Source organism: Hartmannibacter diazotrophicus (assembly GCF_900231165.1).
Taxonomy (GTDB): Bacteria; Pseudomonadota; Alphaproteobacteria; order Rhizobiales; family Pleomorphomonadaceae; genus Hartmannibacter; species Hartmannibacter diazotrophicus.
Genome location: NZ_LT960614.1, coordinates 3,024,973 through 3,051,186 on the forward strand (window position 1 = coordinate 3,024,973; position 26,214 = coordinate 3,051,186).

Here is a 26,214-nt window from a genome sequence, read left to right on the forward strand (position 1 = left end):
TCGCGGGAATGACGATGGAGAGGCAGGCAAACATACGGTCGCAGCCGCGCACAGCAGCAGTCACCCCGCGATGTTGGCGGTCTCCCTCCCCCTCAATCTTCCTTGTCGAAGGGGTTCTTCCCGCTGCTCTTCATATGCAGGCGGATCGGCACGCCGGGCATCTCGAAGGTTTCGCGCAGGCCGTTGATGAGATAGCGCCGATAGGATTCCGGAACCGCATCCGGCCGCGTGCAGAAGACGACGAAATGCGGCGGACGGGCCTTGGCTTGGGTGATATAGCGCAGCTTCAGCCGGCGGCCGGCGACGGCGGGCGGCGGATGATGCTCGATCACGCCGGAGAACCAGCGATTGAGCCGTCCGGTCGAGATGCGGATGTTCCAGAGGTCATAGGCTTTGAGGCAGGCATCCATGAGCCGGCTCGTGCCCTCGCCCGTGAGGCCGGAGAGCGTGACGAGCGGCACGCCCTTCACCTGCGGCAGCAGCCTGTCGGCCTCCTCGCGCAACTCCCGGAACTTGGCGCCGCGATCCTCGATGAGGTCCCACTTGTTGAGGCCGATCACCAGCGACCGCCCCTCGCGGATGATGAGGTCGGTGATCTGCAGGTCCTGCTTCTCGAAGGGGATCGTCGCATCGAGCAGCACGACCACGACCTCGGCGAATTTCACAGCGCGCAGACCGTCTGCAACGGAGAGCTTTTCCAGCTTTTCCTGCACCCGCGCCTTGCGCCGCATGCCGGCCGTGTCGAAGAGCTTGATCTCGCGGCCCTTCCACTCCCAGTCGACGGAAATGGAATCGCGCGTGATGCCCGCTTCCGGGCCGACAAGAAGACGTTCCTTGCCGATCAGCTGGTTGATCAGCGTCGACTTGCCCGCATTCGGCCGTCCGACGATCGCAACGCGCAAGGGGCGAAGCGGATCGTCTTCGATCGCGTTGCCCTCCTCGTCGAGATCGATGCCCGTGATGGCCTCGTCGAACGCGTCCTCCTCGTCGGGCATGTCCTTGCCGACGGTCGCCAGCTTGTCGCGCAGCGCTTCGTAAAGGTCCGACGTGCCCTCGCCATGTTCGGCGGACAGCGCGATCGGATCGCCAAGCCCCAGCGCATAGGAATCCAGCAACCCGCCCTCGCCCGCCTTGCCCTCCGCCTTGTTGGCGACGAGGATGACCGGCCGCTCGCACTTGCGGATGAACTCGGCAAAATGCTCGTCCAGCGGCAGCACACCGGCGCGGGCGTCAATCAGGAACAGAACGACGTCGCATTCGCGGATCGCTGCCTCCGACATTGCGCGCATGCGGCCCGCAAGGCTCGTTGGATCGGCATCCTCAAGACCTGCCGTATCCATGATCTGGAACTTGAGGTCGCCAAGCCTGGCGTCGCCCATGCGCCGGTCGCGCGTGACGCCCGGCGTGTCGTCGACCAGCGCCAGCTTCTTGCCGACGAGCCGGTTAAAAAGGGTCGACTTGCCCACATTGGGCCGACCGACAATAGCGACGACGGGTAAGGACATGGTTTTGTGGGTTTCTAAATGGGGTTAGCGCAGGGCGATCAGATTGCCCTGACCGCCGAGAATGAGCATCGTGCCACCGCTTGCGATCGGCGGCAGAACGCCCTCGACATTGAGTTTGCTGGTCTGTTCCAGAGTGCCTGTCGCCGCATCGACCCGCGCCAGCCGCCCGTGGACCGAGACGAGCCAGAGCTTGCCGTTGCCGAGCAGCGGTCCTGCCCAGGTGGTGCGCTTGGCATCGGGGTTCTTCGGCAGTTGCGTCGCCCAGAGGATCGTGCCTTTCGAGCGGTCGAAAGCAACGGCCCGCCCGTCGAGATCGACGATGAAGACCGACGAGCCGGAGACAACCGGTGTGTGGGCGCTGCCAATCGGCTGCGACCAGATCTGTTCGCCATTCTGGGCCTTGGCCGCGATCGTGCGCCCGCCGATGCCGGTGGCAAACAGGACGCCGTTGTCGACCACCGGGCTCGCCGAAGCGTCGCCAAGCCCCGCGACGGCGAGGCTGCGGCTACCGCCGGAGACCGACACCGACCATTTCTGGGATCCATCGGCGATGGAGAGCGCGGCGATGTCGCCCGTCGACGTCGGAACGATCACGGTGTCGCCGACGACCGCCGGACTGGCCGTCGCCAGCAGGCTTGCAGCAGCCGAATTGGTCTCGACCGTCCAGAGCACCGAACCGGCGGCGGCATCGATCGCGATAACCGAATTGGTCCGGGTGACAACGAAGACCTTGCCGCCCGAAACCGCTGGCGCCGAGCGTGCCGGTGCGTCGAGCTTGGCCGTCCAGACGCGCGCGCCGGAGCCTGCATCAAGGCCGACCACTTCGCCGTAGCCGGTCGAGACGAAGACCCGTCCGCCCGTCGCCGCGACGCCGCCGCCGTTCACGGTGTCGCCCTCTTCCTTCGGCCGAATGTTGGCGCTCCAGACCCGCCCGCCGGAGGAGAGGTTGATCGCCGTCACGTTGCCGGTCGGATCGTAGGTGAAGACCGTGCCGCCCGAGACGACGGGCCGCGCCGAAACGCGCTGGTCCGCACCATAAAAGCCATAGGCGCCGCCGCTTTCGCCGGTCTGCCCGGCCTTCACGCTCCAGGCGAGCCTACCGCTGCCCGAATAGGCGATGTTGCCCGGATCGTTGGCGGCCGTGCCGCCCGACTGGGGCCAGTCGCCGATGTCGCGCGCAGCGCCATAGGACGCCGTCGTGTTGGCGACCTCAGGCAGCGCGCCGTCCGCTCGGAGCGAACGGCGTTCGCCCTGCAGAAGCTTCTCGTCGCCCTTGAAGGGATTGAGTTCCGACAGGCTGTCGATCCCGCTGGTACAGCCGGCAAGCGAACCGGCAACAAGCGCAAGAGCAACCGAATTGAAAACCGCGACACGCAAGCTGCGGGATTGACGCCGATCGCTCATGTACCAGACCCTTCCTTCTTCTCGCCGTTCCCGCCTGCCGCGTCGGGTTTCGGCCCGATCTTGCCGGTCACCAGTTCCATCAGGATCTGCGCGCGCGATTCCACGTCCTGCGGAACGGACATTTCATGCGTGATGGCCTCCAGGGCCGTCCGCGCGTCTTCCCACTTCTGCACCTTGATGGCCGAGATCGCCTTGAGTTCCTCGGCATACGGTTTCCAGGGGTTGCCGTCCGTCGTCAGCGACGCGACGCGCTTGGAAAACGTGTCATAGTCCTCGCTGTCGACGGCGATCATCGCCGCGCGGTAGCGGGCGAGATCCTTGAGTTCGGCAGAAAGCGAGCGGTCGTCCGCAAGAGCCTGCCAGGCCTTGAGGGCTCCCTCCTCGTCGCCACTCGCCATCGTCTCGGCGGCGGCGCGGAAGCGGGCCAGCGTCGTGTAGCCGGAAGGCCCCTTGGCGGCGACGGCATCGAGCGCCGCAATGGCGGCCTTGTGGTCGCCCTCGTTCGCCTTGGCGACGGCGGCGATATAGTCGACGGCGGTCGCGTCGGCCTGCTCTTTCTCGTAGTAGAGCCAGGCACGCCAGCCGGCGGTCGCCAGCACGATCAGCACCGCAAGCGCGATCACATAAAGGCCGTAGCGCGCCCAGAGCCGGTTGAGCCGGTCGCGGCGGAGATCTTCGGAAACTTCGTTAAAGAGATCGACCATCTTCTTCTTTCACCCGGCACCGGCCGAGTGTCACCGGACCGGATTTCTTCCCTGGAGCATGCCTCTTGCAGAACCGCGCGACACGCGCCGCGCCCGTTTCGGCATCCGAGACAACGTCGGCCGACGGAAGCCCGATGGCCAATCCGGTCCGGCGCCATTGCCGCGCATGCGTTCGCCCTGCATCAAGCCGGCAGCAGCTTGTGCTCTGGCGTTTACAGCTTTTGTGAAGCCGCGCCAACCTCCACGCCGGCAAAGGCAGCGATTTTCGCGTTCCTTTGACAGGATCCTGCGTCCGAATGCCTCCCGGAGGCCCAATGAGCGAACGCGCCTGTCCGGGCGATCCCGTTCCCGGTCCGCCGACGCGCAGCGGTCCGGCGACTGAAGCATTCCGCGCTCCAGCCGTCCTCGAGCCATGACTTTACAGCGGAAATTCTTCCGAGGCCCCTGCCGTTCATCCGCCGGAAGCATTTTTCCGCTAGGTCCCTTCGTGTAGCATCCGCGCCAACACTTGGAAGATGCAGATGTCCATTGCCATCGGGCGCGATCGGCCTGTCGGCAAATGCTCTCGCAGGCCTGACGGGATGAATACGACAATGGGTTCGATCATACGGCATTTTCTCGCGCGGCCGATCTGGTTCGCAGTCGCAATCGTTGTGTCGCTCGCGCTCCTGCCCGTGGCGGTCTGGCTCGATCTGCGGCAACTCTCCGACACCGTTCTTCGCACCCAGGCGGACAGTCTCAATTCCATGATCACGGACATTCGCGGCTACTACGCCAAGAATGTCGCCGGACGCGTCCTGGCATCCGACGGCAAGACCGTCACGGCCCACAATTACCGGGACATTCCGGGCGCGATCCCGATTCCGGCGACGCTCTCGCTGGAGCTTGGCGATGTCATCGGCCGGCGCGGCGAGAACATCACCTACCGCTTTCTGTCCGACTACGTCTTCAAATCGCGCGAGCCGCACAGGATGGACGCCTTCGAGCGCGATGCGCTCAAGGCCTTTCGCGGTGCTCCGTCCGAAGATGCCACGCGGCTCGACCTGACGGGCTCGCTGTTCGACCGCAAGATCCGCCTCGTCGCGCCGGTGATCATGGCCGAGGCCTGCGTTGCCTGTCACAACAGCCACCCGGAGAGCCCGAAACGCGACTGGAAGGTCGGCGATGTGCGCGGCATCCAGGAGGTCGAAGTCGAGCAGAAGATCGCAAACAACCTCTTCGCCTTCAAATACCTGCTGATCTACTTCCTCTTCGCGGGAATGGCCGGCGCCACGTTCGCCACCATGCAGTGGCGCCAGTCGCACATGTTCAAGCGCATGAATGCAGAACTGGAAGAGGCCAACTCCTTCCTTGCCGCAGTCTCCATGAAGATTTCCAAGTATCTCTCGCCGCAGGTCTACCGCAGCATCTTCAGCGGCGAGCGGGACGTCGTGATCTCGACCGAGCGCAAGAAGCTGACGATCTTCTTTTCCGACATCAAGGACTTCACCATGACGTCGGAACGCCTCCAGCCGGAGGAACTGACGCGCCTGCTCAACGAGTATTTCACCGAGATGTCCAAGATTGCCCACGAGCACGGGGCAACGCTCGACAAGTTCATCGGCGACGCGATCCTGGCCTTCTTCGGCGATCCCGAGACCCGGGGCGAGCGGGAGGATGCGCGCGCCTGCGTGAAGATGGCGGTCGCCATGCAGGAGCGCATGGCCACCCTCAACGAGGAATGGCGCAGCCGCGGCATCGAACAGCCCTTCCAGACCCGCATCGGCATCAACAGCGGCTACTGCAACGTCGGCAACTTCGGTAGCGCCGAACGGATGGACTACACGATCATCGGGGCCGAGGCGAACCTCGCGGCACGGCTGGAATCGATCGCAGAGCCGGGCGGCATCGTGCTCAGCTACGAAACCTATGCGCTGGTCGGCGATCTCGTCCGGGCGCGTCCGCTCGAGCCCATCTCGCTCAAGGGGATCAGCCGCTCCGTCGTGCCCTATGTCGTGGAAGACTACATTGGCGAGGTGCAGTTCACCCGCAGCGTGATCAACGAGCATGTCGAGGGGGCACGGATCTTCCTCGACGTCGCGCAGGTCCGCGAGGCCGAGCGGGAGCGGCTGCGCCAGGCGCTTCTGAAGGCGATCCATCAGTTACAGGGCGATCGGCCGAGGATGTCGTGAGGCCCCGCTTCGAACGAGGCCGCGTGCCGGGGCGCCCGAGCCGCGATCTCCTCAGTCGGCCGGTTGTTCGATGCCCGTTGCCGTTCCCGGCTTCACCTTGCGCCAGATGATGTCGTCCATCGGCGCGATCGTCGCGTTGCGTCCCTTGTCGAAGCTCTGTTCCTCGACGATCAGTCGGTAGGCCTTGTTGAGGTCGATGGCCCGCCGCGGCGAGGGATCGGTCATCGCGCCGATATGCGTCGCAAGCGCCTCGATGGCGGCTTCATCCGACTTTCCGCCGGGAAAGAACCGATCGATCGCCTCCCGGTTTGCGCGAAACTCGTCGCTGCCGTGATTGCGCTCAAGATAGGTGGCATAGCGCCCGGCGCCGTCAGGTCGCTTCGGATCGGGCAAATCACCGAGACGATAGTCCGCGCCCCAATGGAACCAGCCATTCGCCGGTGCGTCGACCTTGCGCGGATAGGAGAAGATCGTGTCGGTCGGACGGCCCGTTCCGGCGTGGCAGCCGGCGCAGGTCAGGCTCTCCTCGTAGGTCTGTGGCCGAAGGCTGCCGGCGGCATCTTCGATGAAGCCCTGATAGCGCCAGCCGGTTCCCGTCGCGATGCCGGATTCGACATCGCCGGCAAAGGCTTCCGGCTCATCCGGGTTGTCGTGTTCTTCCCGCAGATCGTTCATCGCCTGATCGAGGAGCGACGAATAGGTCCGCCAGCCAAGTTTGCGCGCATAGCGCAGTTCCTTCAGGCGCGGCGCCGGCCCGACGATCCCGTCTTTGGAAACATCGAGATAGCGCAGGCTGTGGCTGAATTCGGTGCCTTCGGGAAAAAGACCGGCGGCCAGATGCAGCCGCCCCGCCTCAAGGTCGAGGCGCGCCTTGCCGACATAGGACATGGTGATGCCGTTGCGCGGATCGAAGGCATAGGCGATCCGGGTCGCCGTCCCGAGTTTGCCGTCGCGATCGAGATCGACGCCGAGCGCCGCTTCGTCGGTCGGCGGGATCGGCACGTCGGCGCGCTTGATCAGCGCCTCCACGATGGCAAGGTTCACCCCGTAGACGGACCAGTCGGTTGCTCCGTCCTCGCGCTCGCGGAACGCTGCTGGCAGACGGATCATCACGTCGTCGGCCGAACCGTTCGCGGGAAGGAAGGAACCGGGCAGCGGGATATAGCCGTAGGCGCGCCAGCCGGTGCGCTCGCCGTCCGGCGTAACGTCGTAGCCTTCGCTGTCGAAATTGAATGCTATGTCGGGGACGAAGCCCGACCAGACGCCGTCGCCGTTGATGTCCCAGCCGGCCGGCGGGCGGCGCAGGCGGGCGGCAAGCTCCGACTTGCCCTCCCCGTCGTGATAATTGTCGAACCGCACATATTCCATGATCGCGGCATCGGACATCGCGGAGATGGCCGGCCTGCGGTCGACGAACATGTTGGTCCAGCGGTTCTGCAGCGCCGGATCGGGAAAATCGTAGAGTGTCTGGAGGTCGCCGTCGTTGACGTAATTCGGCGCCGTGGAGCGGACGTGACACGTGTAGCAGGGATTGTGCACCTCGCCGTCGGTGCGCGTGCGCGTGTAGCATTGCGGCGGAATGAACGCGAAGGGGTTGCCCGGCACGGGCGATGTCAGATCCTGCCCCTCGCCCGGCTTGTCGTTCGCGGCATCCCCGGTGGCGGCCATGGAAACCACGACCGCCACGAGAGCCGCGCGCAGCATTGCACGCGTCATCAGGACACCGATCAGTTCATGAGGGCCGGCATCGGGCCGATATAACCCATGTAGGCCTTGGCATCGGCCGGGGACCGCAGCTTGTCCTCGTCGGATTCGCCGTAAGGATGCTGCACGACGCTCATGATGTAGGCGTGGCCGCCGACATTCGGGTAGACGTAGACCGACGTCGTTTCCGAGCCATAGGGCGTCGTTTCGATCCGAGTCAGTTCCTTGGTCGCAAGGTCCATCGACCAGACGGCGTCGTTCTGGTGGCCGGAACCGGTGTCTTCACCGATGATCAGGGTGTTGCGGGCCGGCACATAGGAGATGTTGTCCGGGTTGGCGAGGCCATCGATATCGCAGGTGTTGCCGGCGAACGGACCGTCCTCATACTTGTGCGGCTTACCGGTGACGATCGCCTTCATGTTGGTCGCGGCGAAGTTCTCGTCGAGATCGAGCGCATAGACACCGCCGCACTTGTTCTCGGCCACCTTGATGTGGTTGGCGGACGGAATGTCGTATTTGCCGTCCTTGGCCATGTCGTCCATGCCATTGGAGATCTCGCTGATCGCCACATAGAGGCGATTGTGGTCGCCGTCGTAGGTGATGCCCTCTTCCTTGCGGATCTCGGTCGTCGCGCCCTTCACCGCCGCATAGCGGCGGGTTTCGAGGCGGGAAGCGGCGAAGTCCATGCCGTCCTTCACCTTCAGGCATTCCTTGACGTCATTGGCTGCCGACGCGGTAAAGCCTTCGGGGCACTGGCCCTTGTCGTCCATCTTGGCGCTGTCGAAGATGTCGGAGAACTTGGTGCCCTTGTCGATCAGCGCCTTGACGTCGTCCGAACTGCCGGCGCCGAGGTCGATCCAGCTGATGTTGGCCTCGCCGCCGTTTTCGGCGCTGGTCTGCTCCCACTTCGCGGCATAGAGGCGGCCGGAGTCGAGTTTGCCGGCCACGTCGGCGACGAAGCGGTAGAGGCCGACATTGGAGCCGTCGTCGCTCATGTAGACGGTCTTCTCGTCGGGCAGCACATAGCCGAGCTCATGGCTGAAGCGGCCCATCGCGTAATGCTTGACGCCCGTACCCTTGCCGGCGTCGTCGACCGAGATTTCGGTGATGTAGCCGTAGCGGTAGGGGTTGAAGACCTTGCGGAAGCCGTCGATCGTGGCGCCGGCGGCCATCGCGTCATAGCCGAAATAGAGCGCCATCGGCTTCATGTAGTCGTCAAGCTGCGAAAGCTCCGTCGCGGTCTCCACGGCATTCGCGTCGGGCTCGTATTCTTCCGAGCCAAGATGCGTGCCCCAGGGCGTCAGCGATCCGGCACAGGGAACCCACAGGCCGCCGAAGTCGGCAAAGTCGACCGGCGAGGTCGAAATCGCCTTGAGTTCGCCAGTCTCGCCGTCCTTGGCCAGTTCCGTCACGTAAACCATCGCCGGGCGCGTTTCGAAATGCGAGACGACGTAGATCTTGCCGTTCTGCTGCAGCAGCGAGGAGAAGTCGATGTCGTTGGAGACCATCGGCGCACCATCGGCACCGACAATCGGCTTGCCGGTTTCGTCGAGGACAAGCCCGAACGTGTTGTCGCCGATCTTGTCGCCCGAACGAACGAGCGGCGTGAAACCGATCGTGGACGTCTTGCCGTCAACCGTGACTTCGGACGAGGCGCGGACTTCGCGCTTTTCCTTGTCCGTCACCGGCGCGGACACCGGGGAAAATGCGATCGATCCAACGCCGTTGGCGAACGCCGGCTGGCTTCCGCACAGAGCAACAAAAGCCGTCGTGGCAAGCAGGAACTGCCTCATCATCGTCAAACCCCTTCATCATCATTCGAACGGCAAAGCCAGTTTCGAGAACAGGGCGCACGCTAGTCCCGGAGAAAAACAGATTCGTGACGGTTTCCCCATTCGGTCCCGAAGCGCCGGAGGAGGAAAGCCAATGAGTGATCAGGAGAACATGGACGAGAGGGAGGATGCACGCTGCTGCATCGTCGGGCAATGATCGACGGGGAGCGGATCGAACCACACCGCGAAGATCCGCGGCGCGACGATGGAAGGAGCGGCCAAGCGGCCATGTCCGGCATTCACGCCGTGAGCAAAGAGACTGGATCAGTCAACGGTCAAAAGGGGCGATTGCTGACCGGCCGCAACTTCGTCCGGATAGACCCCCTGGTCCTTTTCCGCCTGTCTGACATTTTGCCAGAGCACGAGCGAGCAGAGCAGCGCCAACGGCAGAACCTTGCGGAAAAGAATATCCGGCCATTGCCTGGCAAGAGAACTGAGGTCGCGTTTCTGGAAGATCAAGACAGTCCCTCCCGATGCGTCAGGAAGACGTGGACGGCCGAAAAGGCCCCAAAATCTTCCATCGCCGATGCAGAGAGCCCACGCGCCGCCGAGGGAACTGCGACATACCCGCTAGCCATCGATATCAACCGCGAATGTCATCGATATGACAGGCAGCCACGATCTCGATGCCACGAACGCGCCCGGATCGTCGGCAGAACTCAACGCACCTCGCCGGAGGAGCGCTGTCTGTAGCCGTCAGATACCCGGGACATTGAGAAACACTCTCACGCGCAAGCTGTCAGAAGACTGTCAAGATACTGTCCGGGGCGGCGGAAACCGCCGGGCAAACCCAGTAAGGAGACGACAAAGCCGCCGACCAGCCGGACGGGTCGCGCGCGGGTAGACAGACCGGAGGCTTCATCAGGAGGAATGGACGTGGGTCACCCTGTTGCCGAAAGGTGCGGCCAAACGCGCTCCAGGCCGCCCGACAGACATGCCATCGACCCACCAGGACCGCACAGCCGTCGCTCCGACGCCGACAGGCGAGATCGCCGTTTACAAACGATTCAAGGGTATTGGGCGCCGGCGACAAGCCTTGTGACACGCAGGGACAAGGGCGATCTCTGGTATAATGTATGTTTGATCCGCATCAATGCGGACCGGCCGGAACGCGACTAGTTTCTCTTCTCGAAAGAAAGGGGAGAAAACGATGTACAAACATATTCTGATCCCAACGGATGGTTCGCCGCTTTCGTATATTGCAGTCGACAAGGGGCTGGAACTTGCGAAGGCCTTGGGCGCGCGCGTGACGGCCGTTGTGGTGGTGGAGCCGTTCCATATCTTCGCCAGTGAATCGAACCGCATCTCCAATCTGCGCTCCGAATACGACAAGCAGATCTGGGAAAAGGCAGCTCAGTATCTGGGCGTCGCCAAGGAAAAGGCAGCCGCGCTCGGCGTGGAGCTCGACACGGTGGAGATCGAGAACGACCGCCCCTTCGAGTCGATCATCGAAACGGCCACCAAGAAGGGCTGTGACCTGATCGCCATGGCGACCCATGGGCGCGGCGGCGTCGGATCGATCGTCCTCGGCAGCCAGACCCAGAAGGTCCTGACCCACACCAAACTGCCCGTTCTCGTCTTCCGCTGATCCCCGCGGATCCCCTATTCGTGCCGTCTGTTGCAGAGGCACGGAAGGTCGTGCCGTCCAGCGCGGAGGTACGTTGACAGACACATCCATCCGCAGTTCGGCTGCGGATGGATTTTTCGTTTCTGGAGTGGTCCTGCCGGGTGCGCTCAGTGCTCGCGGGCAAGGCTCGCTCGGGCGAGCGCCAGCGCGCCGTCCAGCGCATCCCCCTGCGGCTCGACAAGCCACGACGCAAGGCGGGAGGGCAGATGCGGCCGATAGGAGGCGGCAAGCCCGCCCATCAGCGCGATACGTTCCGCCCCAAGCCCGATCATCCGGTCGATCAGCCCCGTCACCTCGCCCGAAGCCCCTTCCAGGAGTTCCCGGGCAACCGGATCGCCGCGTGCCGCGTGCTCGAACACCTGCGGCGCAAAACGTGCCCAATCTGCCGGAACCGCCTTCAGCGCGAAGGCCAGCATCCGCTCCGGCGCATTGTCGAAGGTGGCCAAGATCGCGGCGGTGAAGGGTGACGACGACGCGATCCGTTCATGCCCCAGCAGCGCCCGGCGCAGCGCCGCACGGCCAAGCACCGCGCCGGACCCGCCATCGGAAAGCGCAAAGCCCCAACCGCCGACGGTCTGCGTGCGTCCCCCGGCGGAAATGACGCCCTGGCTGCCTGTGCCGAGGATGAGGATCCCCCCATCCTCGCCGCGATGGGCGCCGAGGCAGGCAATTTCAGCATCGGAGCCGAGCGTCAGAAAGGCGAAGGGATGCGGCTGCTCCAGCAGCGCTCCGGCAAGGCCGGATGCATTCGCGCCCGCAAGCCCCAGTCCCGCGGCGGTCGCTTCCATTGCCTCCGCGCCAAGTCCGGCCGCTTCAAAAGCGTCCCGCGCGGCGCCAAGCACCGAGGCGATCACCGGTGCAACTCCGGCGGTCAGGTTGGCCGGCCCGCCGCTTCCAAGCCCGAGCACGCGCCCGGCAGTGTCGGTCAGCCGCGCGCGGCATCCCGTGCCGCCTCCGTCGACCCCGAGAAAATAGATCACCTGGTCCAAGATGCCGGCTCCACTGCCCCTCGCGTTCGGCGCCTGAGGAATCAGTCGGTTCAGGCCGTCCGGGGGTTCCAGAAAAGCCTATACACCAGACCGGGCGGCAGGAAGTCATCCGCAACGCGCGGGGCCGTAGAAGAGGCGAACGGTCGCCATGACAACGCCGAGGCGCCTCACGGCCGGCATCCGGCCATGGTGCGGCCCCCTCCCCCATCCCCGCAAAACCAATCAGCCCGGCGACACGACTGTCCGCCGGGCTGATCAAATCTCGAACCGGTCCGTCCTGGACGCGCGTATCGTGCCGCTGTCAGTGCAACAGCGGCAGCAGCGTCATTGCCGATTCACGCAGATCGCCGAACACGGTGGCCACCTCGAACAGGCAGAAGACGACGAACAGCATATAGACGCGTTCGTATCTGCTCGCGAAGAAGGAAACCAAATTCTCGATCCTCCGCGTGAACAGGTAGTGGGCCAGAACGGTCGAAGCGATGCCGAGTAGTGCGCCGCAGAAGACGTCGCTCGGATAGTGGTAGCCGGCATAAACGCGCGGGAAGCTCACGACGACGATCGACCAGAAGAAAAAGAAGAGGCCCATCCGCCGCGACACGAACCAGATCGCGGTCGCCAGCGCGAAGGCCAGCGCGGCCGTGTCGCTCGGAAAGGAACTCCAGTCGGACAGGAAATCCGGCGGAACGCCGAACGGAACCACGAACCCTTCGATGCCCGCATAAAGCGGACGCGGATGATGCGGCGAAAGATCCTGAATGGCCCGCGACACCACCAGAGCGATGAAAGCGCCGAGCAGCGTGAAGACCGCAAAGTTCTTGTTGCGGTCAGTACGATTGCCTGCAAAGGACTCGTACACGATGTAAACGACCATAGGCAACATCTTGAAAGAATTCTTGGTCAGTGTATCGACAACAAAGATGTCGAACAACTCGCTTTTCCGAGAAATACTACTGAGCGCCAAGATGATAGGATAATCAAACAGGCGAAAAAAATCATACATTTTTACTGCCCCAAAAATATATGAGCTGTCATTTTTTTGTCATATATCGACTTGAATCGCATTGAAAGCTGTTTGGGGTTGCGTGCACCGCAAAAAAGTAACTTTACGTTAACATTCTGAAGAAAAACATTTCAAATTCAATATCTTGGCATATTCCCCAGCACCCTCCTCAACGGCGCCGGCTAATATCGGCATAGGGCGTACCGTCACGATGGGTATAGATCGCCGGCACGCCGCCTGCGGGCGCCAACATGTCGATGTCGGAGTAATGGGCGGCGTCGGTCCCGATCCGTGAGCCGACCTCCAGCACCAGCGCATCCTTGTCCGACCTGTTCTGCAGGTGATGGCCATCGGCCTCTCCGGCCTTGAAGCCGGCGCAGTCCCCAGCCTCGAGGGTCTCCTCGCCGTCGTCCGTCACCAGCACGACCTTTCCGGCAACGACATAGACGAACTCGTCCTCTTCCGTATGCCAGTGCCGCTGGCTCGACCATGCCCCGGGTGGCAGGCGCAGGAGGTTGACACCGAATTGCGTCAGCCCGGCCGCATCGCCGAGCTTCGTTCGTTCCCGCGCAAGGCAGGGATCGCAGAACGGCGGCGGATAGAGCGTGCCGATGAACGGGTCGAGAGCGAGGAGATTGATCTTCCTGGGCATGGGGCACCTTTCGCGTGGCGGCATGGCGAGGATGCGAGCAATGCCCAGGGGACTCAAGCCGGTTGAGCCAACGATCCTGACAAGGCCTGTCAGGAATGTTGCGGCGCCAATGTCGCTCCCCCAGCGCCTCACACCGCCCTAGACAGCGAAAAACACATGACCGGCTTCATCGATCGTCCACGCCGGGTTCCACGCGATCTCCCAAGCGTGTCCATCCGGATCGCCGACATACCCGCGAAAGCCGCCATGGGGAGGCGCGTCAGCCTCGCGAAGCAAAGTGCCGCCTGCCTTCACGAGCCGCCGAATGACCGCCACGACCTCGCCCATACCGGAGACATTATGGGCCAGGGCATAGGAGCCCGCCCCTGCGGAACAGTCGCGGGTCATGTCCGCGGCCAGGGCATCCCGGTTCCACGTTCCAAGCACAAGGCCATTCATCTGGTAGAAGATGATGTCTTCATTCTCGAAGACAGGTGTCCAGCCGAAACCATGCACATAGAAGTGCCGCGAGCGGCCGAGGTCCGAAACGCCAAGAGTTATGACGGAGATTTGCTGTTGCATGCCCAAGTCCTCTCATTCGTTTTCGCGCGATAGCTGCGAAACGTGAAAGTCTTGGGCCGTCACCGCAATGACGGAAGGACCCGCAAGTGCGGGGGCCGGGCCAACCGCACCGACCTAACCTGTTTCAGACCCCTTGATCTTCCGCCAATCGGAACGACAAATCAAGATTCTCGTCTTGCGGCGATGTCGCCAGGGGCCAGACCCTTGAAATGACAGGCGTCTGTAATGGTTTGTGATTCCTGCCGATGGTAGGCAGTCAGAGTGCGGCCGGCGGCGGAGGCGCTCAAGCGAAAAGGCGACTCCCTCCCGACACCGTGTGAGGATCATGCACGGGCAGCGACCGGATAGTGTTTCGTCGGCAACGAGGACGGCTCCATTCGGCTGCCGGGAAAGGAAATGGCTTCGGCCAGGGGTCCAAACAGCGCCACGAGATCGGGGTCGAGTTTACCGTCGTCGGCCATTGACTTCAAAATCGCGAAGGCCTCCTCCGCCGGCATCGGCGGCTTGTAGGCCCGGCGCTCGATCAGGGCCGAGAAGATATCGCAGATGGTAATGATGCGAATGAGATCGGAGATCTCCGATCCCTTCAGGCCTTGAGGATATCCAGAGCCATCCAGCATTTCGTGGTGGTGCAGCGCAACGTCGGCGATCTCGCCAGCCGTCTCCGGAAACCGCGACAGCATGTCGTAGCCGACAGAGGCATGCGTGCGCATGAGGCGCATTTCTTCCGTGGTCAACCGCGACGGCTTGTCGATGATGGACTTTGGAATCGCCACCTTGCCGATATCGTGAAAGAAGGCCGCCATGAAGATGCGCTTGTTTTCTTGCGCCGAAAGGCCCAATGCACCGCCAAAAGCAACGGCGACGGTCGTGACCAGCGAACAGTGCTGTATCGTCGTGTCCTGATTCCTGGCAATCGCGTCGATCAGGTGAAAGAGCGGCGTCCGCTCGATCTGGGAAGCAAAGTCGTCTCCCAAGCCCAGATAGAAATCGCGGTTGAAGGTCTCCTGGGAACCGAAAAGCTCGAATGACGCGATCGTGTTGTGGAAGATCGATTGTGCCGCATGCTGGGCATCTTCCCTTTGGCGCACCGCCGCCATCATCGACGTGGCGTCGAGCGTCCCGAGGATTTTGAGGACTGCGTCGATCTTGGGCCCGGCCTTGCAGACATATCCAATGCCATACTGCTGCAAATCGCAGATATCCCGGCCGCTGATATTCCGTCCCCAGACCATGGTGCGTCCGAGCGCCTTGGAGCCGGCGCGCTCGGTCCAGGTCCGGGAGGCATCAAGACCCCTCTCCTCGACAACGATATAGGCGGATGCAGGAGGAATGTTGACCAGCCTGTCCAGCGAACAGAGTTGCACGGTCAATCCCGACCGCCCGAGAATAACGGCAAGCTCTCGTGCAGGCTCTTCAGAGAAGTAAAGAATTGGAACACAGGAAATTTGCACGAGCCAAACCAACAGGTTCAAATGAAAAGCATCTCTAGAATTATTGCCCTGCAACTGTTCAAAATTGCTTAAATCGAAATGACGCAGTTCGATCAATTTCCAAAAAAAGATGTCAAATTTGTAAAGTATGAGTGGGCTGAGAGTGTTATCTCGGAAATTGTTTTGAAGAAAAAAGAAAAAACAAGTCGCAAGCGCGACCTCCATGGAATTTAAAACTGAGACGCGCACTCCGAATTCGTCATTGGACGGTGGCGAGAGGCGTCGACGCACGTCCGGCAAATGCGGATGCCGGATCTGCCCCGGCCATTCACCAGCAGCCGGAGTATCTCCCCGTGTAACTTTCTTATGGGATGGAAGCGCTCTGGATGCTGCGAGGAGGACCGCCGATGGCACTCCAGAGCCCATCTGGGACATTGTGCCCAACCATCACGCTCGATGGGAAAATCGAAAATCACGATAATGCAAACCCAAACAATACAATAGACCACGTAACAATAAATCATAATATAAACAAAATTTATTATATTGGGCTTTAAATAAAAACTATTGTATAAATGTTAGATCGACAGAGAAATAAATGAAGAACCAAAATATCTCTGCGTCGACAAATCCAAGGGAGCAAATTCAATGCCTTTTTATATGTTTCAGGGTCGCTATACGGCCGCTGCGCTGAAGGCGATGGTCGACAAACCCCAGGATCGCGAGGCCGCAGCGCGTCCGATGATCGAGGCGATGGGAGGCAAGCTCCATCATCTGTTTTTCTGTTTCGGATCGGAAGACGTTGTTGCGCTGGTCGAAGCGCCCGACGACAAGGCCATGGCAGCGGCAGCGCTGACCATCGGCGCATCCGGCGCATTTTCGGCGGGTGCCACGACAAAACTCATGACGCCGACCGAAGCCATGGCAGCGATGACAGTCGCCCAGAAGACAGCGGCGATCTACAAGCCCGCGACAAGCTGATATCGCACCAAGGAGACGACGCCCCGGGCAATCTTGAACCGGGGCGGCCCATACGCGATTTCGATTTGCCGGGCTGCGCGAAGTCCGAGAGGCGCGCGATGGCGTCCGATCTCGCCATGATCACCAGGCGACCCTGAATCGGAACGCCCTACGCCAAAACACAAACGGCGCGGATTGTCTCCGCGCCGTTCGTCTGAAGTCAATCGAGCTGTCAGCCCGACGCTTACCCGTTCGCGACCTGCGCGAACTGCTTGTCCTCGCGTTCCTTCTTCAGGTTTTCCGCAACGAGGAAGGCAAGTTCGATCGCCTGGTCGGCGTTGAGGCGCGGATCGCAATGGGTGTGATAACGGTCGGAGAGGTCGTCGGCGCTGATCGCCTTCGCACCGCCCGTGCACTCCGTCACGTTCTTGCCGGTCATCTCGATGTGGATGCCGCCGGCATAGGTGCCCTCGGCGCGGTGGATCGCGAAGAAGTCCTCGACCTCGGACAGAACCTTGTCGAAGGGGCGCGTCTTGTAGCCGGCCATCGTGATCGTGTTGCCATGCATCGGATCGCAGGACCACACGACCGAGCGTCCTTCCCGCTCCACAGCCCGCACCAGCGGCGGCAGATGGTCGCCCACCTTGCCCGCGCCGAAGCGGCCGATCAGCGTCAGGCGGCCGGGCTCGTTCGCCGGGTTGAGCATGTCGATCAGGCGCAGCAGGCCGTCCGGCGTCATCGACGGGCCGCACTTGAGCCCGACCGGGTTCTTGATGCCGCGGAAATATTCCACATGCGCGTGGTCGGCCTGACGCGTGCGGTCGCCGATCCAGATCATGTGGCCCGACGTCGCGTACCAGTCGCCGGTCGTGGAATCGACGCGCGTCAGCGCCTGCTCGTAGCCGAGCAACAGCGCCTCGTGACTGGTGTAGATGTCGGTCGAGCGCAGTTCGGGATGACGCGCCGGATCGATGCCGCAGGCCCGCATGAAGGCCAGCGCCTCGGAAATCCGGTCCGCGATCAGCTGATAGCGGCTCGCCTGCGGGCTGTCCGACAGGAAGCCGAGCATCCACTGGTGCACGTTGTCGAGGTTGGCATAGCCGCCCTGCGCGAAGGCGCGCAGAAGGTTCAGCGTCGCCGCCGACTGGCGATAGGCCATTTCCAGACGGTTCGGATCGGGAATGCGCGCCTCGGGCGTGAACTCGATGCCGTTGATGATGTCGCCGCGGTAGGACGGCAACTCGACCTCACCCTGGCGCTCGATATTCGACGAGCGCGGCTTGGCGAACTGGCCGGCGATGCGGCCGACCTTCACCACCGGCTGCGACGCCGCATAGGTCAGCACCACCGCCATCTGCAGGAACACGCGGAAGAAGTCGCGGATATTGTCCGCGCCATGCTCGGCGAAGCTCTCGGCGCAGTCACCGCCCTGAAGCAGGAACGCCTTGCCCGCCGCAACGTCGGCAAGCTGCGCCTTCAGCGCCCGTGCCTCGCCCGCAAAGACCAGCGGTGGATAGCTCGCAAGCCGGGCTTCCACTTCGGCGAGCTTGCCCGCGTCGGGATAGTGCGGGACCTGTTCGATCGGCAGCGATCTCCAGGTGTCGGGCTTCCAGGTCTTGGTCATGGCAATGGTCTCATCAACTCCGGGTGACAGCCATTTGGTGTCCGGCACCCGGAAAGTCAAAAGCTAAGGTTACAACGCAGACCGGCCTTATAAACGGCCTTTCCAAGTATTGCCACTTTTCATACATGGGTGACGCCAATTCAGGCAAGGCGAGCCATGCGGCATTCGGCCCATATGGCTAACGCGCGGGGTCAGGCCCTTGCGGCCGCCATGAGGTCGTCGACAAGGGTTTCGAGGTCCGGATCGCAAGCAATGGCGCGCGGATAGGTCGGCGCGGCGCGGTCGTCGAGACGCGGAACGTCCCACCCGTCGGTCGAGGCGACGAAGCGCTGGGCCCCTGCCCGGCCGAACAGCCGCACGTAACCCGCCATCACCACATCCACATAGGAGAGCGGCACCGGATGGCTCTCTTCCGGCCCGCCAAGATGCGGCGAACGGGAAACATAGACATAGAGATCGATCTCTGGCGGAAGGATGCCGTCGATCTCCAGCATCGACCGGTCGACCGGATGGCGGTCATAGCCGCGCTCGCGCGCGTCGACGAGCGGCAGGTTGTCCAGCCGGTCGAGCACGACCACCCCGTCGATCGAGGCAGCCGCATCGGCCATCGCCGTCAGCACGGTCTGCGTCTGGCCGGAGGATCGAAGGATGCGGTGGCGCCAGGCCCGTCGCCAGCCGGAAAGCCGGCAGGGAACGAGATCGACGAAATCGGTCCGCAGCGTTTCGCGGTTCACCAACGATCCGTAGCCGACATACCCGACGATCCGGTCGCCGGCCGCCCCGTCCTTGTGCTGTCTCGTCATTTCAGGCCAATGGTCCACGTCTTCTTGCCCGTCGGACAGCATCGCGGATCGCCGGGCTTCGGCATGGTCGTTGTGATCGCCAGCTTGCCCTTGGAGAATTTCGCGTTGCGCGGCTCCGTGCCGAAAACGTCCTGAACCTCGCGATCGAAGGCAAAGCCGCCAGCGGCGCCCTTGAAGGCCCAGATGTTGATGTCGAAGGAATTTCCGCCGCCGGCATTCTGCATATAGAGGAACGCCACCGCGTCATCGACGCCATCGCCCGAATAGTCGCCGTAGAAGACGCTTCCGTTCAAGAACAGCTCCGACATCTTGCAGGGCTTTTCCTCGCCCATCGAGAAGCATTGCAGGATGGTTTTTTCGAGCTGGTCGTTGATCGCCGCGGCCGCCGGTCCGTCGACATCGGCACGGGCCGGAAGTGCGAAACCGGCAACCGCAATCAGCGCGGCGAAAACAGAAGCAAATGTCTTTCCGAGTGCGGGGACCGCCATTGCCGAACCTCCCGATCAGGATGCTGCATTATGTTTTCCGGCACCGGCTGCGGCAAGTTCCCGAAAATTCGATCTGCGGGACAGGCTTGCAGTGTCAGATCAGCCCCAACTCGCCCAGCGCCCGGCGCATATCCTCCGGCATGCCGTCGTCCACCCCGACAAGGCCGATGTCGCGCGGCGCGTCTTTCGGCGTCAGATAGCGCCAGCCCTGGAACGGACGCCTCGGCTGCGGCGCCGTGCGGGTCAGCACCGGTTCAAGCACGATCTCGCAGCGGGAAATGCCGTCTTCGCCCTTGACCGGGCGAAGATCCGCGATTGGCTGCCGGACCAGAACGAGCCCCTTGATCACCCAGTAGAGCGACCCGCCGTCGAGAATCTCGGAAACTCTCTTGGGAAACATCCGCGTCGTGTGGATCTGCTCGATCGGCCGTCCGTCGCGCCGGCGCACGGCCATGCGCTCGTCGATCCACGACTGCAGATCCTCGACGCTTTCGGCCCCGACGCAAAGCTTGATGAGATGGATGGTCATGTGCCGAATGGAGCCGAGCGGGCCAAAAAGGTCAAATCAATCCGGCGGAACGTCCACAGCAATCAGGCGGCTTGAGGCCGTTCCGTCACTCCATGTTGACGGGGCTCGGTTCGAGCACTTCCTCGCGGCGGATGCTTTCCGACGGCGTGCGCATCGTCACCAGTTCCTCCGTCGCCGTCGGGTGAACGGCCATGGTCCGGTCGAAGTCCGCCTTGCGCGCGCCCATGGAAATGACAATGCCCAGAAGCTGCGCGAACTCTCCGGCATCGGGGCCCATGATGTGGGCGCCGAGCACCTTGTCCGTCTCCATGTCGACGAGAAGCTTCATGAACATCTTCTCGTCGCGTCCCGCCAGCGTCATCTTCATCGGCCGGAAGCGGGCCCTGTAGATGTCGAGCGCGCCGCAGCGCTCCAGCGCCTGCTCCTGCGTCAGCCCGACGGTGCCAAGCTCCGGCGTCGTGAAGACGGCGGTCGGAATGAGCGAATGGTCGACCACGACCTCCTTACCGCCATAAACGGTATCGGCGAAGGCATGGCCTTCACGGATCGCCACCGGGGTCAGGTTGACCCGGTCCGTGACGTCGCCGACGGCGTAGATGTTCGGCGCCGACGTCTGCGACATCGCATCGACGGCGATAGCCCCATTGGCCTTGGTCTCGACACCGGCGGTCTCAAGCCCGAGACCGTTAGTATTGGGCACGCGGCCGGTGGCGGCCATGACGCAATCGGTTTCGATCGTATCGCCCGTCGTGGTGCGAACGCGGAAGCCCGCGTCGGTCTTTTCGACCGACACGACATCCGTCCCGACGCGCACGTCGACACCGCGCTTGATCATCTCTTCCTGGACCGCGCCGGCAAGCTCGACATCGAAACCGCGCAGGATCTGCTTGCCCCGGTAAAGCTGCGTCGTCTTGGCGCCAAGACCGGCGAAGATGCAGGCGAATTCGCTGGCGATGTATCCGCCGCCAAGGACGACGACACGCTTGGGCAACTCGGCCAGATGAAAGGCCTCGTTGGAGGTGATCACATGCTCGCGGCCCGGAAACTCTGGCACGAACGGCCGCCCGCCGGTCGCAATCAGGATCCGTTCGGCGGTGACGCTCCGCCCCGTCGACAGGCGGACGGTGTGCGCATCAGTCAGCTCGCCCCGGGCGGGAATGATCTCGACCTTGGCCTTTTCCAGATTGCTGACATAGGCCCTCTCGAGCCTGTCGATTTCCTTGTCCTTGTTGCCGATTAGCGTTGCCCAGTCGAAGGACGTCTCGCCCACGCTCCAGCCAAAGCCGGCCGCATCTTCGAACTCGTCACCGAAGCGGGATGCGTAAACCAGCAGCTTTTTCGGCACGCAGCCGCGAATGACGCAAGTCCCGCCGACCCGGTACTCCTCGGCGATCGCCACCCGCGCGCCATAGCCGGAGGCGATACGCGCCGCGCGCACGCCGCCAGACCCTGCCCCGATGACGAAGAGATCATAGTCGTAGGTCGGCATGGCTCATCCCGGATGTTCGGCAGTCAGACAATCGGCGGCAACTTCGGATCAGAAGTTGTAGCCGCGCTTCTTCAGCTCCTCGCGCGACTTCGTCACGATCTCGCTCGACAGCGCATCGCGCCAGACGCCGGCGACACGCACCGAGTCCTGCAGGATGGCCGGCATCAGTTCGCCGAACTTCTTGCCCGTCGGCGACTCGTAGAACGCCGTCACCGTCTGCAGTTCTTCTATGGAGAGCCGTGCGGCCCAGACCCGCTGCAGCTCGGCCTGCAACTCCGGTCGGCGCTTGGCAAGGTTCAGCGCGACCGAATCGACGACTTCGTCGATGTCCTTGATCGCCGCCGGATTGGAGCGCTGGAACAGCGACTTGGTCTGGTCGGCCAGCACGGGGAGAATCTGGTCGAAGGTCTCCGAAGCGTGGGCCGCTTGGATGGCCTTTTGCGCGGCGGCGAGATGCTCGGGGGTGAAGTCCTCGGCAGCCGCCGGAAGCGTCATGAGGGACGCGGCCAGCAGGAAAGCGGCGGCGCTGCCGAAAATCTTGAAAGTCTTCATTCATGTCCTCCAGGGACGTCTCTTTTGTCTGTTACCTGAACGGGCCGACACAGGACGATAGACCCTTTGCCTTCAGCGGGAATACACGGCTTCGGTCGAAGGCTCAAACCGGATCGATGCGCTCGACGCCACCGGCGCCGGCGAGAATGATCATGGACGCAAGATCGATGAAAAGCCCGTGCTCCACAACGCCCGGAATGCCCGAAAGCGCGAGGGCGAGCGCTTTTGGGTCCGAAATCTGGCGAAATGATGCATCGACAATCCAGTTGCCCTGATCGGTGACGTAACGGCTTCCGTCCGCCCTCGACCGGAAGACCAAAGGCCCGGAAAGCCCGACACTTGCGGCTGCCTTTTCGACGGCACGCAGCGTCGCGCCGGCCCCGAAGGTGACCACTTCGATCGGCAGCGGAAAGGCGCCGAGGGCCTTCACCCGCTTGCTGTCGTCGGCAATCACGATCATTCGCTCCGAATCGGAGGCAACGATCTTCTCGCGCAGAAGCGCCCCGCCGCCGCCCTTGACGAGGTTGAGGGCCGGGTCGAACTCGTCCGTTCCGTCCACGGTAAGATCCAGGCCGCCAACGTCGTCGAGCGTCGTGAGGCGCACGCCAACCTCCCGGGCCAGCGCCGCCGTTGCCTCGGAGGTCGGCACGCCGATGACATCGAGCCCGCCCTTCACCTTGTCGGCGAGCAGCCGCACGAACCACGATGCCGTGGAGCCGGTGCCGAGACCAAGACGCATGCCGCCCTCGACATGGTCGAGCGCCATCGCGGCGGCTTCTCGCTTCAGGGCATCGGCACTCATGGGCTAAGGTTCCTCCTGGATCGATCGGGACCGGTTCAGGCCCGATCCGAAAACTGCGGGCTCCTTACCACGATGCGCAGCACGGGCAAAGAGTCTGCCGACCTGTCGCCGGGCCAATTCACGGCTATGGAGGTTCCATGACGCTCGATCTCTATCTCGGCTTTCTTCTCGTCTCGACCCTCGTCATTCTGGTACCCGGCCCCAACGTCACTCTGATCATCGCGGTCGCCGCCTCACATGGCGTCAGAGCCGGTCTGATGACCGTCCTCGGAACGACCCTCGCCCAGACAGTTCAGGTTCTCATGGTCGCGCTCGGCTTGACGTGGCTGGTCGCGGCCTATGGTGCAGCCTTCGAGGTCATCCGCTGGGCCGGCGCCGTCTATCTGGTATGGCTGGGATTGAAGACCTGGCGTGATGCTTCCCGGCCAATGCCATCGGATGCCCGGTTCGGCGGCGCGACGAGGCGAGGCTTTCTGATCGGTCTAGCCAACCCGAAGAGCCTTGCCTTTCTGGCGGCCTTCTTCCCGCAGTTCATTTCCCCGTTGCAACCGGCCGGTGACCAGTTCGCCCTCCTGGCCGTGTCCTATCTCACGCTGGCCGCGCTCTTCGACAGCGGCTATGCGGTCGTCGCGGGCGCAAGCCGCCAGCTGTTCTCGACCGAACGCGCCCGACGGCTGATCGGCCGGATATCGGGCGCCGTGCTCATGAGCGGCGGGCTCTGGCTTGCGGCCCTTCGCCGGAGCTGACAAGACCCCACCGTGAAACAGGGACAATGAAACGAATGAGGCAGCGATGAGCCTTGCGGACGTGACCACCATCGGCTTCGACGCCGACGACACGCTCTGGCAGAACGAGCACTTCTTCAAGATGACGGAGGCCCGTTTCGCCGAACTCCTTGCCGACCATGCCGACATGGAGACGATAACCGCCCGGCTGCTGGAGACCGAGCGCCGCAACCTTTCCTATTTCGGTTTCGGCATCAAGGGTTTCGTCCTCTCCATGATCGACACCGCCATCGAGGTGACGAGCGGCCGGGTCGATGCCGCGACCATCGCGGAGATCATGAACTACGGCCGCGCTCTCATCGACCACCCGGTCGAGACCCTGCCCCACGCCCGCGAGACGCTGGAGGCCCTGAGCGAGACCCACCGGCTCGTGCTCGTCACCAAGGGCGATCTCTTCGACCAGGAGCGCAAGCTCGCCCAGTCCGGCCTCGGCGACTTCTTCGATGCCGTGGAAATCGTCAGCGACAAGACGATGGCGACCTACGAGCGCGTCTTTGCCCGCCATGGCGACGGCCCGGACCGCGCCGTGATGATCGGCAATTCCCTGAAGTCCGACGTGCTGCCGGCAATCGCCGCGGGCGCTCACGGCATCTTCGTGCCGCATCCGCTGAGTTGGGCGCTGGAACACGCCGAGCCGCCGCAGAACGAGCCGCTCTATCACGAGATCGAACATCTCGGCGAACTCGTGCCGCTGTTTCATCCGCATTCGTCCGGCTGACGCTCCAATCGCCTTGCAGCCCGCCAAGGCTCCAGCTATCGATGACGCATGACCCGCCCGCCTCTCGTCGTCTTCGACCTCGATGGAACCCTGCTCGATACGGCCGCCGACCTGATCGGCGCCGTCAACCATCTGATGGCCGAGGAGGGCCTGCCTCCCCTCGACCCGAACGCCCACAAAGTCACCGTCAGCCGCGGCGGCAAGGCCATGGTCGCCGCCGGGCTGGAGGCTGCGGGCGTGACCGTCGACGATGCCGCGCTGGAAGCACTGACCGAGCGCTTCGTCGATCTCTATATCCGCCACGTTGCCGACGAGACGCAGCCCTTTCCGGGAACCCTCGACGCCCTCGATCGGCTCGAACAGGCCGGCATCCGCCTGGCGGTCTGCACCAACAAGCGCCACGTGCTCGCCATCGAGCTTTTCGAGAAGCTCGATCTTCTCTCCCGTTTCGCGGCGATCTGCGGCGGCGACAGCTTTGCCGTCCGCAAGCCCGATCCGGGCCATATCTTGAAAACGATCGAAGCGGCCGGCGGCGATCCCGCGACATCGGTGATGGTGGGGGATTCCTACGCCGACATCGACGCAGCAAAAGCGGCCGGCGTGCCGGTCATCGGCGTCAGCTTCGGCTATACGGACATTCCCGTGCGCGACCTCGGCGCCGACGCCGTCATCGATCACTATGACGAGCTTTGCGACACCCTCGCCCGCCTGTCGCCCGCCATGGCGGCTCGGCTCGGCTGAAGCTCCGGATGACGGCGTGGAAAGTGCGGCATTGACCGCCTGACGGTGCTTGACTTGCCCCCCGCTCGCCCCTTATATCGCCGCACGATTTGTCCGGGCCGCGCGAAGCGCCGCTTCGGAACCGGATCGGGCGCGTAGCTCAGCGGGAGAGCACTCCCTTCACACGGGAGGGGTCACAGGTTCAATCCCTGTCGCGCCCACCATATTTTTCAATAAGATAGACAGATGGCGACCTAAATTCCGGACAGAAATGCGGACAGGAACACCGTCCGTTCCAGGCTCGACTTGGCTTAACCGTCGTCCCGCCTCTCGCCCCGCGCCACGATTTCGAGCGTCCCATCCGCAACGGCCGCTGCAATTCTGTCGCCTCGTCCCTTGGCGCGTCGAGCCAGATATCGATTTCCTCCGGCTTCGTCAGGATGACGGGCATCGCCTTCGGATGGATCGGTTTCATCTCGGCATTCGGCTCACAGGTCAGAAAGCCGTAGAAGTCGGCCGTCACCTCCCCTTCCTTCACCTTGCGCACGGATGTCCACTCGGTCCAGAGACCAGCGAAGAAGGCGAGCGGACGGCTCTCGTCGAGAGCGAACCAGACCGGCACCTTCTTGCCGTCGACGGTGTCGTACTCGCTGAAGGAGGTGAACGGCACCACGCAGAGGTGCGGCTCGCTCAGCCAGCGCCGCCAGTGAGTGTTTGAGAAGCGGTGTTCGACCATCGACCGCGCTGTTAGTCGCTACAAAAGCAGGTGGGCCATGGCGTCTACGATGACGTGGTCGTTGTAGGGCTTTGCGAAAAACCTGCTCCCCGTGGGCAAACTGCTTTCGTCAAGAATTGCATTGCCGGACGCAATCAGCAGCTTCACCGGTGGCCATCGATCGCGGATGTAGTGGGATAGCTTGATGCCATCCATTGTGCCCGGCATCTGAACATCGGTGAACACCAGATCGATATCGGCGCGCGACTCCATGATGCGTATCGCTTCATCCGCATCGCCCGCCTCTAGCGCTTCATAGCCGGCTGATATGACCAGATCGACGGCACCCATGCGAATCATTGCGTTGTCTTCGACAACGAGGACGACTTTTTTGCCGTTATTCATTGGCCACTCGGATTGCGTAGGCAGGCAGGGCAGTTCCGT

General features: G+C 62.9%; 25 protein-coding genes, 1 tRNA gene and 1 pseudogene. 7 read left to right on the forward strand and 20 right to left on the reverse strand.

The genetic code is table 11. The features are described from left to right. Positions 1-92: 92 nt before the first annotated feature. The 3 genes from der to HDIA_RS14150 are packed head-to-tail and all read right to left on the reverse strand — an operon-like array spanning position 93 to position 3,613. Positions 93-1,505: a ribosome biogenesis GTPase Der gene (gene der / locus HDIA_RS14140; RefSeq protein WP_099556747.1), complete on the reverse strand. Its 1,413-nt coding sequence runs from the start codon at positions 1,503-1,505 to the stop codon at positions 93-95. Positions 1,506-1,529: 24 nt separating this feature from the next. Then, positions 1,530-2,909, reverse strand: coding sequence for an outer membrane protein assembly factor BamB family protein (locus tag HDIA_RS14145; protein WP_099556748.1), 1,380 nt, complete (start codon positions 2,907-2,909; stop codon positions 1,530-1,532). Beyond that, positions 2,906-3,613 (reverse strand): tetratricopeptide repeat protein, encoded by a 708-nt coding sequence (locus HDIA_RS14150; RefSeq protein ID WP_099556749.1) that lies wholly within the window; start codon positions 3,611-3,613, stop codon positions 2,906-2,908. The genes HDIA_RS14145 and HDIA_RS14150 overlap by 4 nt, the downstream gene beginning before the upstream one ends. A 593-nt stretch (positions 3,614-4,206) precedes the next feature. Between HDIA_RS14150 and HDIA_RS14155 the strand changes: the two genes are divergently transcribed. Then, positions 4,207-5,784 (forward strand): adenylate/guanylate cyclase domain-containing protein, encoded by a 1,578-nt coding sequence (locus tag HDIA_RS14155; protein WP_099556750.1) that lies wholly within the window; start codon positions 4,207-4,209, stop codon positions 5,782-5,784. Positions 5,785-5,835: 51 nt separating this feature from the next. Here HDIA_RS14155 and HDIA_RS14160 read toward each other — a convergent pair whose 3' ends face one another. The 3 genes from HDIA_RS14160 to HDIA_RS14170 all read right to left on the reverse strand — a co-directional run bounded on the left by HDIA_RS14160 (position 5,836) and on the right by HDIA_RS14170 (position 9,779). Next, positions 5,836-7,500: a hypothetical protein gene (locus HDIA_RS14160; RefSeq protein WP_157775647.1), complete on the reverse strand. Its 1,665-nt coding sequence runs from the start codon at positions 7,498-7,500 to the stop codon at positions 5,836-5,838. 11 nt (positions 7,501-7,511) lie between these two features. Continuing rightward, a complete protein-coding gene (locus HDIA_RS14165; protein WP_099556752.1) occupies positions 7,512-9,284 on the reverse strand; it encodes a PhoX family protein in 1,773 nt (590 codons plus the stop codon). 300 nt (positions 9,285-9,584) lie between these two features. Continuing rightward, positions 9,585-9,779, reverse strand: coding sequence for a hypothetical protein (locus HDIA_RS14170; protein ID WP_099556753.1), 195 nt, complete (start codon positions 9,777-9,779; stop codon positions 9,585-9,587). A gap of 691 nt (positions 9,780-10,470) precedes the next feature. Here HDIA_RS14170 and HDIA_RS14175 point away from each other — a divergent pair. Continuing rightward, on the forward strand, positions 10,471-10,908 hold the full coding sequence (locus HDIA_RS14175; RefSeq protein WP_099556754.1) for a universal stress protein: 438 nt from the start codon (positions 10,471-10,473) through the stop codon (positions 10,906-10,908). Between the two features lie 146 nt (positions 10,909-11,054). Here the strand turns inward: HDIA_RS14175 and HDIA_RS14180 are convergent, their stop codons facing one another. The 5 genes from HDIA_RS14180 to HDIA_RS14200 all read right to left on the reverse strand — a co-directional run bounded on the left by HDIA_RS14180 (position 11,055) and on the right by HDIA_RS14200 (position 16,020). Further along, positions 11,055-11,927 (reverse strand): glucosamine kinase nucleotide-binding domain-containing protein, encoded by an 873-nt coding sequence (locus HDIA_RS14180; protein WP_245884294.1) that lies wholly within the window; start codon positions 11,925-11,927, stop codon positions 11,055-11,057. Between the two features lie 310 nt (positions 11,928-12,237). Then, positions 12,238-12,867 carry a phosphatase PAP2 family protein gene (locus HDIA_RS14185; RefSeq protein WP_157775654.1) on the reverse strand — a complete coding sequence of 210 codons (630 nt, stop codon included), beginning with the start codon at positions 12,865-12,867 and terminating at the stop codon, positions 12,238-12,240. Positions 12,868-13,108: 241 nt separating this feature from the next. Beyond that, positions 13,109-13,591, reverse strand: coding sequence for a cupin domain-containing protein (locus HDIA_RS14190; RefSeq protein WP_099556757.1), 483 nt, complete (start codon positions 13,589-13,591; stop codon positions 13,109-13,111). A gap of 138 nt (positions 13,592-13,729) precedes the next feature. Then, entirely contained in the window at positions 13,730-14,152 is a 423-nt protein-coding gene (locus HDIA_RS14195) for a VOC family protein (protein ID WP_099556758.1), read from the reverse strand. 323 nt (positions 14,153-14,475) lie between these two features. Beyond that, positions 14,476-16,020, reverse strand: coding sequence for an HD-GYP domain-containing protein (locus HDIA_RS14200; RefSeq protein WP_099556759.1), 1,545 nt, complete (start codon positions 16,018-16,020; stop codon positions 14,476-14,478). A gap of 213 nt (positions 16,021-16,233) precedes the next feature. Between HDIA_RS14200 and HDIA_RS14205 the strand changes: the two genes are divergently transcribed. Beyond that, positions 16,234-16,566 (forward strand): GYD domain-containing protein, encoded by a 333-nt coding sequence (locus tag HDIA_RS14205; RefSeq protein ID WP_099556760.1) that lies wholly within the window; start codon positions 16,234-16,236, stop codon positions 16,564-16,566. 223 nt (positions 16,567-16,789) lie between these two features. Here HDIA_RS14205 and HDIA_RS14210 read toward each other — a convergent pair whose 3' ends face one another. The 7 genes from HDIA_RS14210 to rpiA form a co-directional block, all read right to left on the reverse strand. Next, positions 16,790-18,169: a class II 3-deoxy-7-phosphoheptulonate synthase gene (locus tag HDIA_RS14210; RefSeq protein ID WP_099556761.1), complete on the reverse strand. Its 1,380-nt coding sequence runs from the start codon at positions 18,167-18,169 to the stop codon at positions 16,790-16,792. Between the two features lie 191 nt (positions 18,170-18,360). Continuing rightward, entirely contained in the window at positions 18,361-18,972 is a 612-nt protein-coding gene (locus HDIA_RS14215) for a gamma-glutamylcyclotransferase family protein (protein WP_099556762.1), read from the reverse strand. Further along, a complete protein-coding gene (locus tag HDIA_RS14220; RefSeq protein ID WP_099556763.1) occupies positions 18,969-19,460 on the reverse strand; it encodes a hypothetical protein in 492 nt (163 codons plus the stop codon). Before HDIA_RS14220 ends, HDIA_RS14215 begins: the two co-directional genes overlap by 4 nt. 94 nt (positions 19,461-19,554) lie before the next feature. After that, on the reverse strand, positions 19,555-19,989 hold the full coding sequence (locus HDIA_RS14225) for a DUF1489 family protein (RefSeq protein WP_099556764.1): 435 nt from the start codon (positions 19,987-19,989) through the stop codon (positions 19,555-19,557). 85 nt (positions 19,990-20,074) lie between these two features. Continuing rightward, the gene (gene gor, locus HDIA_RS14230) at positions 20,075-21,478 is read right to left on the reverse strand and encodes a glutathione-disulfide reductase (RefSeq protein ID WP_099556765.1); all 1,404 of its coding nucleotides are present in this window, start codon (positions 21,476-21,478) and stop codon (positions 20,075-20,077) included. A gap of 48 nt (positions 21,479-21,526) precedes the next feature. Continuing rightward, positions 21,527-22,030 carry a DUF2059 domain-containing protein gene (locus HDIA_RS14235; protein WP_099556766.1) on the reverse strand — a complete coding sequence of 168 codons (504 nt, stop codon included), beginning with the start codon at positions 22,028-22,030 and terminating at the stop codon, positions 21,527-21,529. A 103-nt stretch (positions 22,031-22,133) separates the two neighbouring features. Next, positions 22,134-22,832: a ribose-5-phosphate isomerase RpiA gene (gene rpiA, locus HDIA_RS14240; protein ID WP_099556767.1), complete on the reverse strand. Its 699-nt coding sequence runs from the start codon at positions 22,830-22,832 to the stop codon at positions 22,134-22,136. Between the two features lie 137 nt (positions 22,833-22,969). On the opposite strand from rpiA, the gene HDIA_RS14245 reads away from it, so the two are divergent. The 4 genes from HDIA_RS14245 (at position 22,970) to HDIA_RS14260 (ending at position 25,279) form a co-directional block, all read left to right on the forward strand. Beyond that, positions 22,970-23,578, forward strand: a complete 609-nt coding sequence (locus HDIA_RS14245; RefSeq protein ID WP_099556768.1) for a LysE family translocator — start codon at positions 22,970-22,972, stop codon at positions 23,576-23,578. Positions 23,579-23,624: 46 nt separating this feature from the next. Then, on the forward strand, positions 23,625-24,335 hold the full coding sequence (locus HDIA_RS14250) for an HAD family hydrolase (RefSeq protein WP_099556769.1): 711 nt from the start codon (positions 23,625-23,627) through the stop codon (positions 24,333-24,335). 48 nt (positions 24,336-24,383) lie between these two features. Beyond that, the gene (locus HDIA_RS14255; RefSeq protein WP_099556770.1) at positions 24,384-25,076 is read left to right on the forward strand and encodes an HAD family hydrolase; all 693 of its coding nucleotides are present in this window, start codon (positions 24,384-24,386) and stop codon (positions 25,074-25,076) included. Positions 25,077-25,204: 128 nt separating this feature from the next. Further along, positions 25,205-25,279 (forward strand) — tRNA-Val (locus HDIA_RS14260). Positions 25,280-25,366: 87 nt separating this feature from the next. Here HDIA_RS14260 and HDIA_RS14265 read toward each other — a convergent pair. Both HDIA_RS14265 and HDIA_RS14270 read right to left on the reverse strand, forming a co-directional pair. Beyond that, positions 25,367-25,773 (reverse strand): annotated as a pseudogene (locus HDIA_RS14265) (SOS response-associated peptidase family protein); the annotation flags it as partial. A 36-nt stretch (positions 25,774-25,809) separates the two neighbouring features. Continuing rightward, positions 25,810-26,175 (reverse strand): response regulator, encoded by a 366-nt coding sequence (locus HDIA_RS14270; protein WP_099556772.1) that lies wholly within the window; start codon positions 26,173-26,175, stop codon positions 25,810-25,812. Positions 26,176-26,214 lie beyond the last annotated feature (39 nt).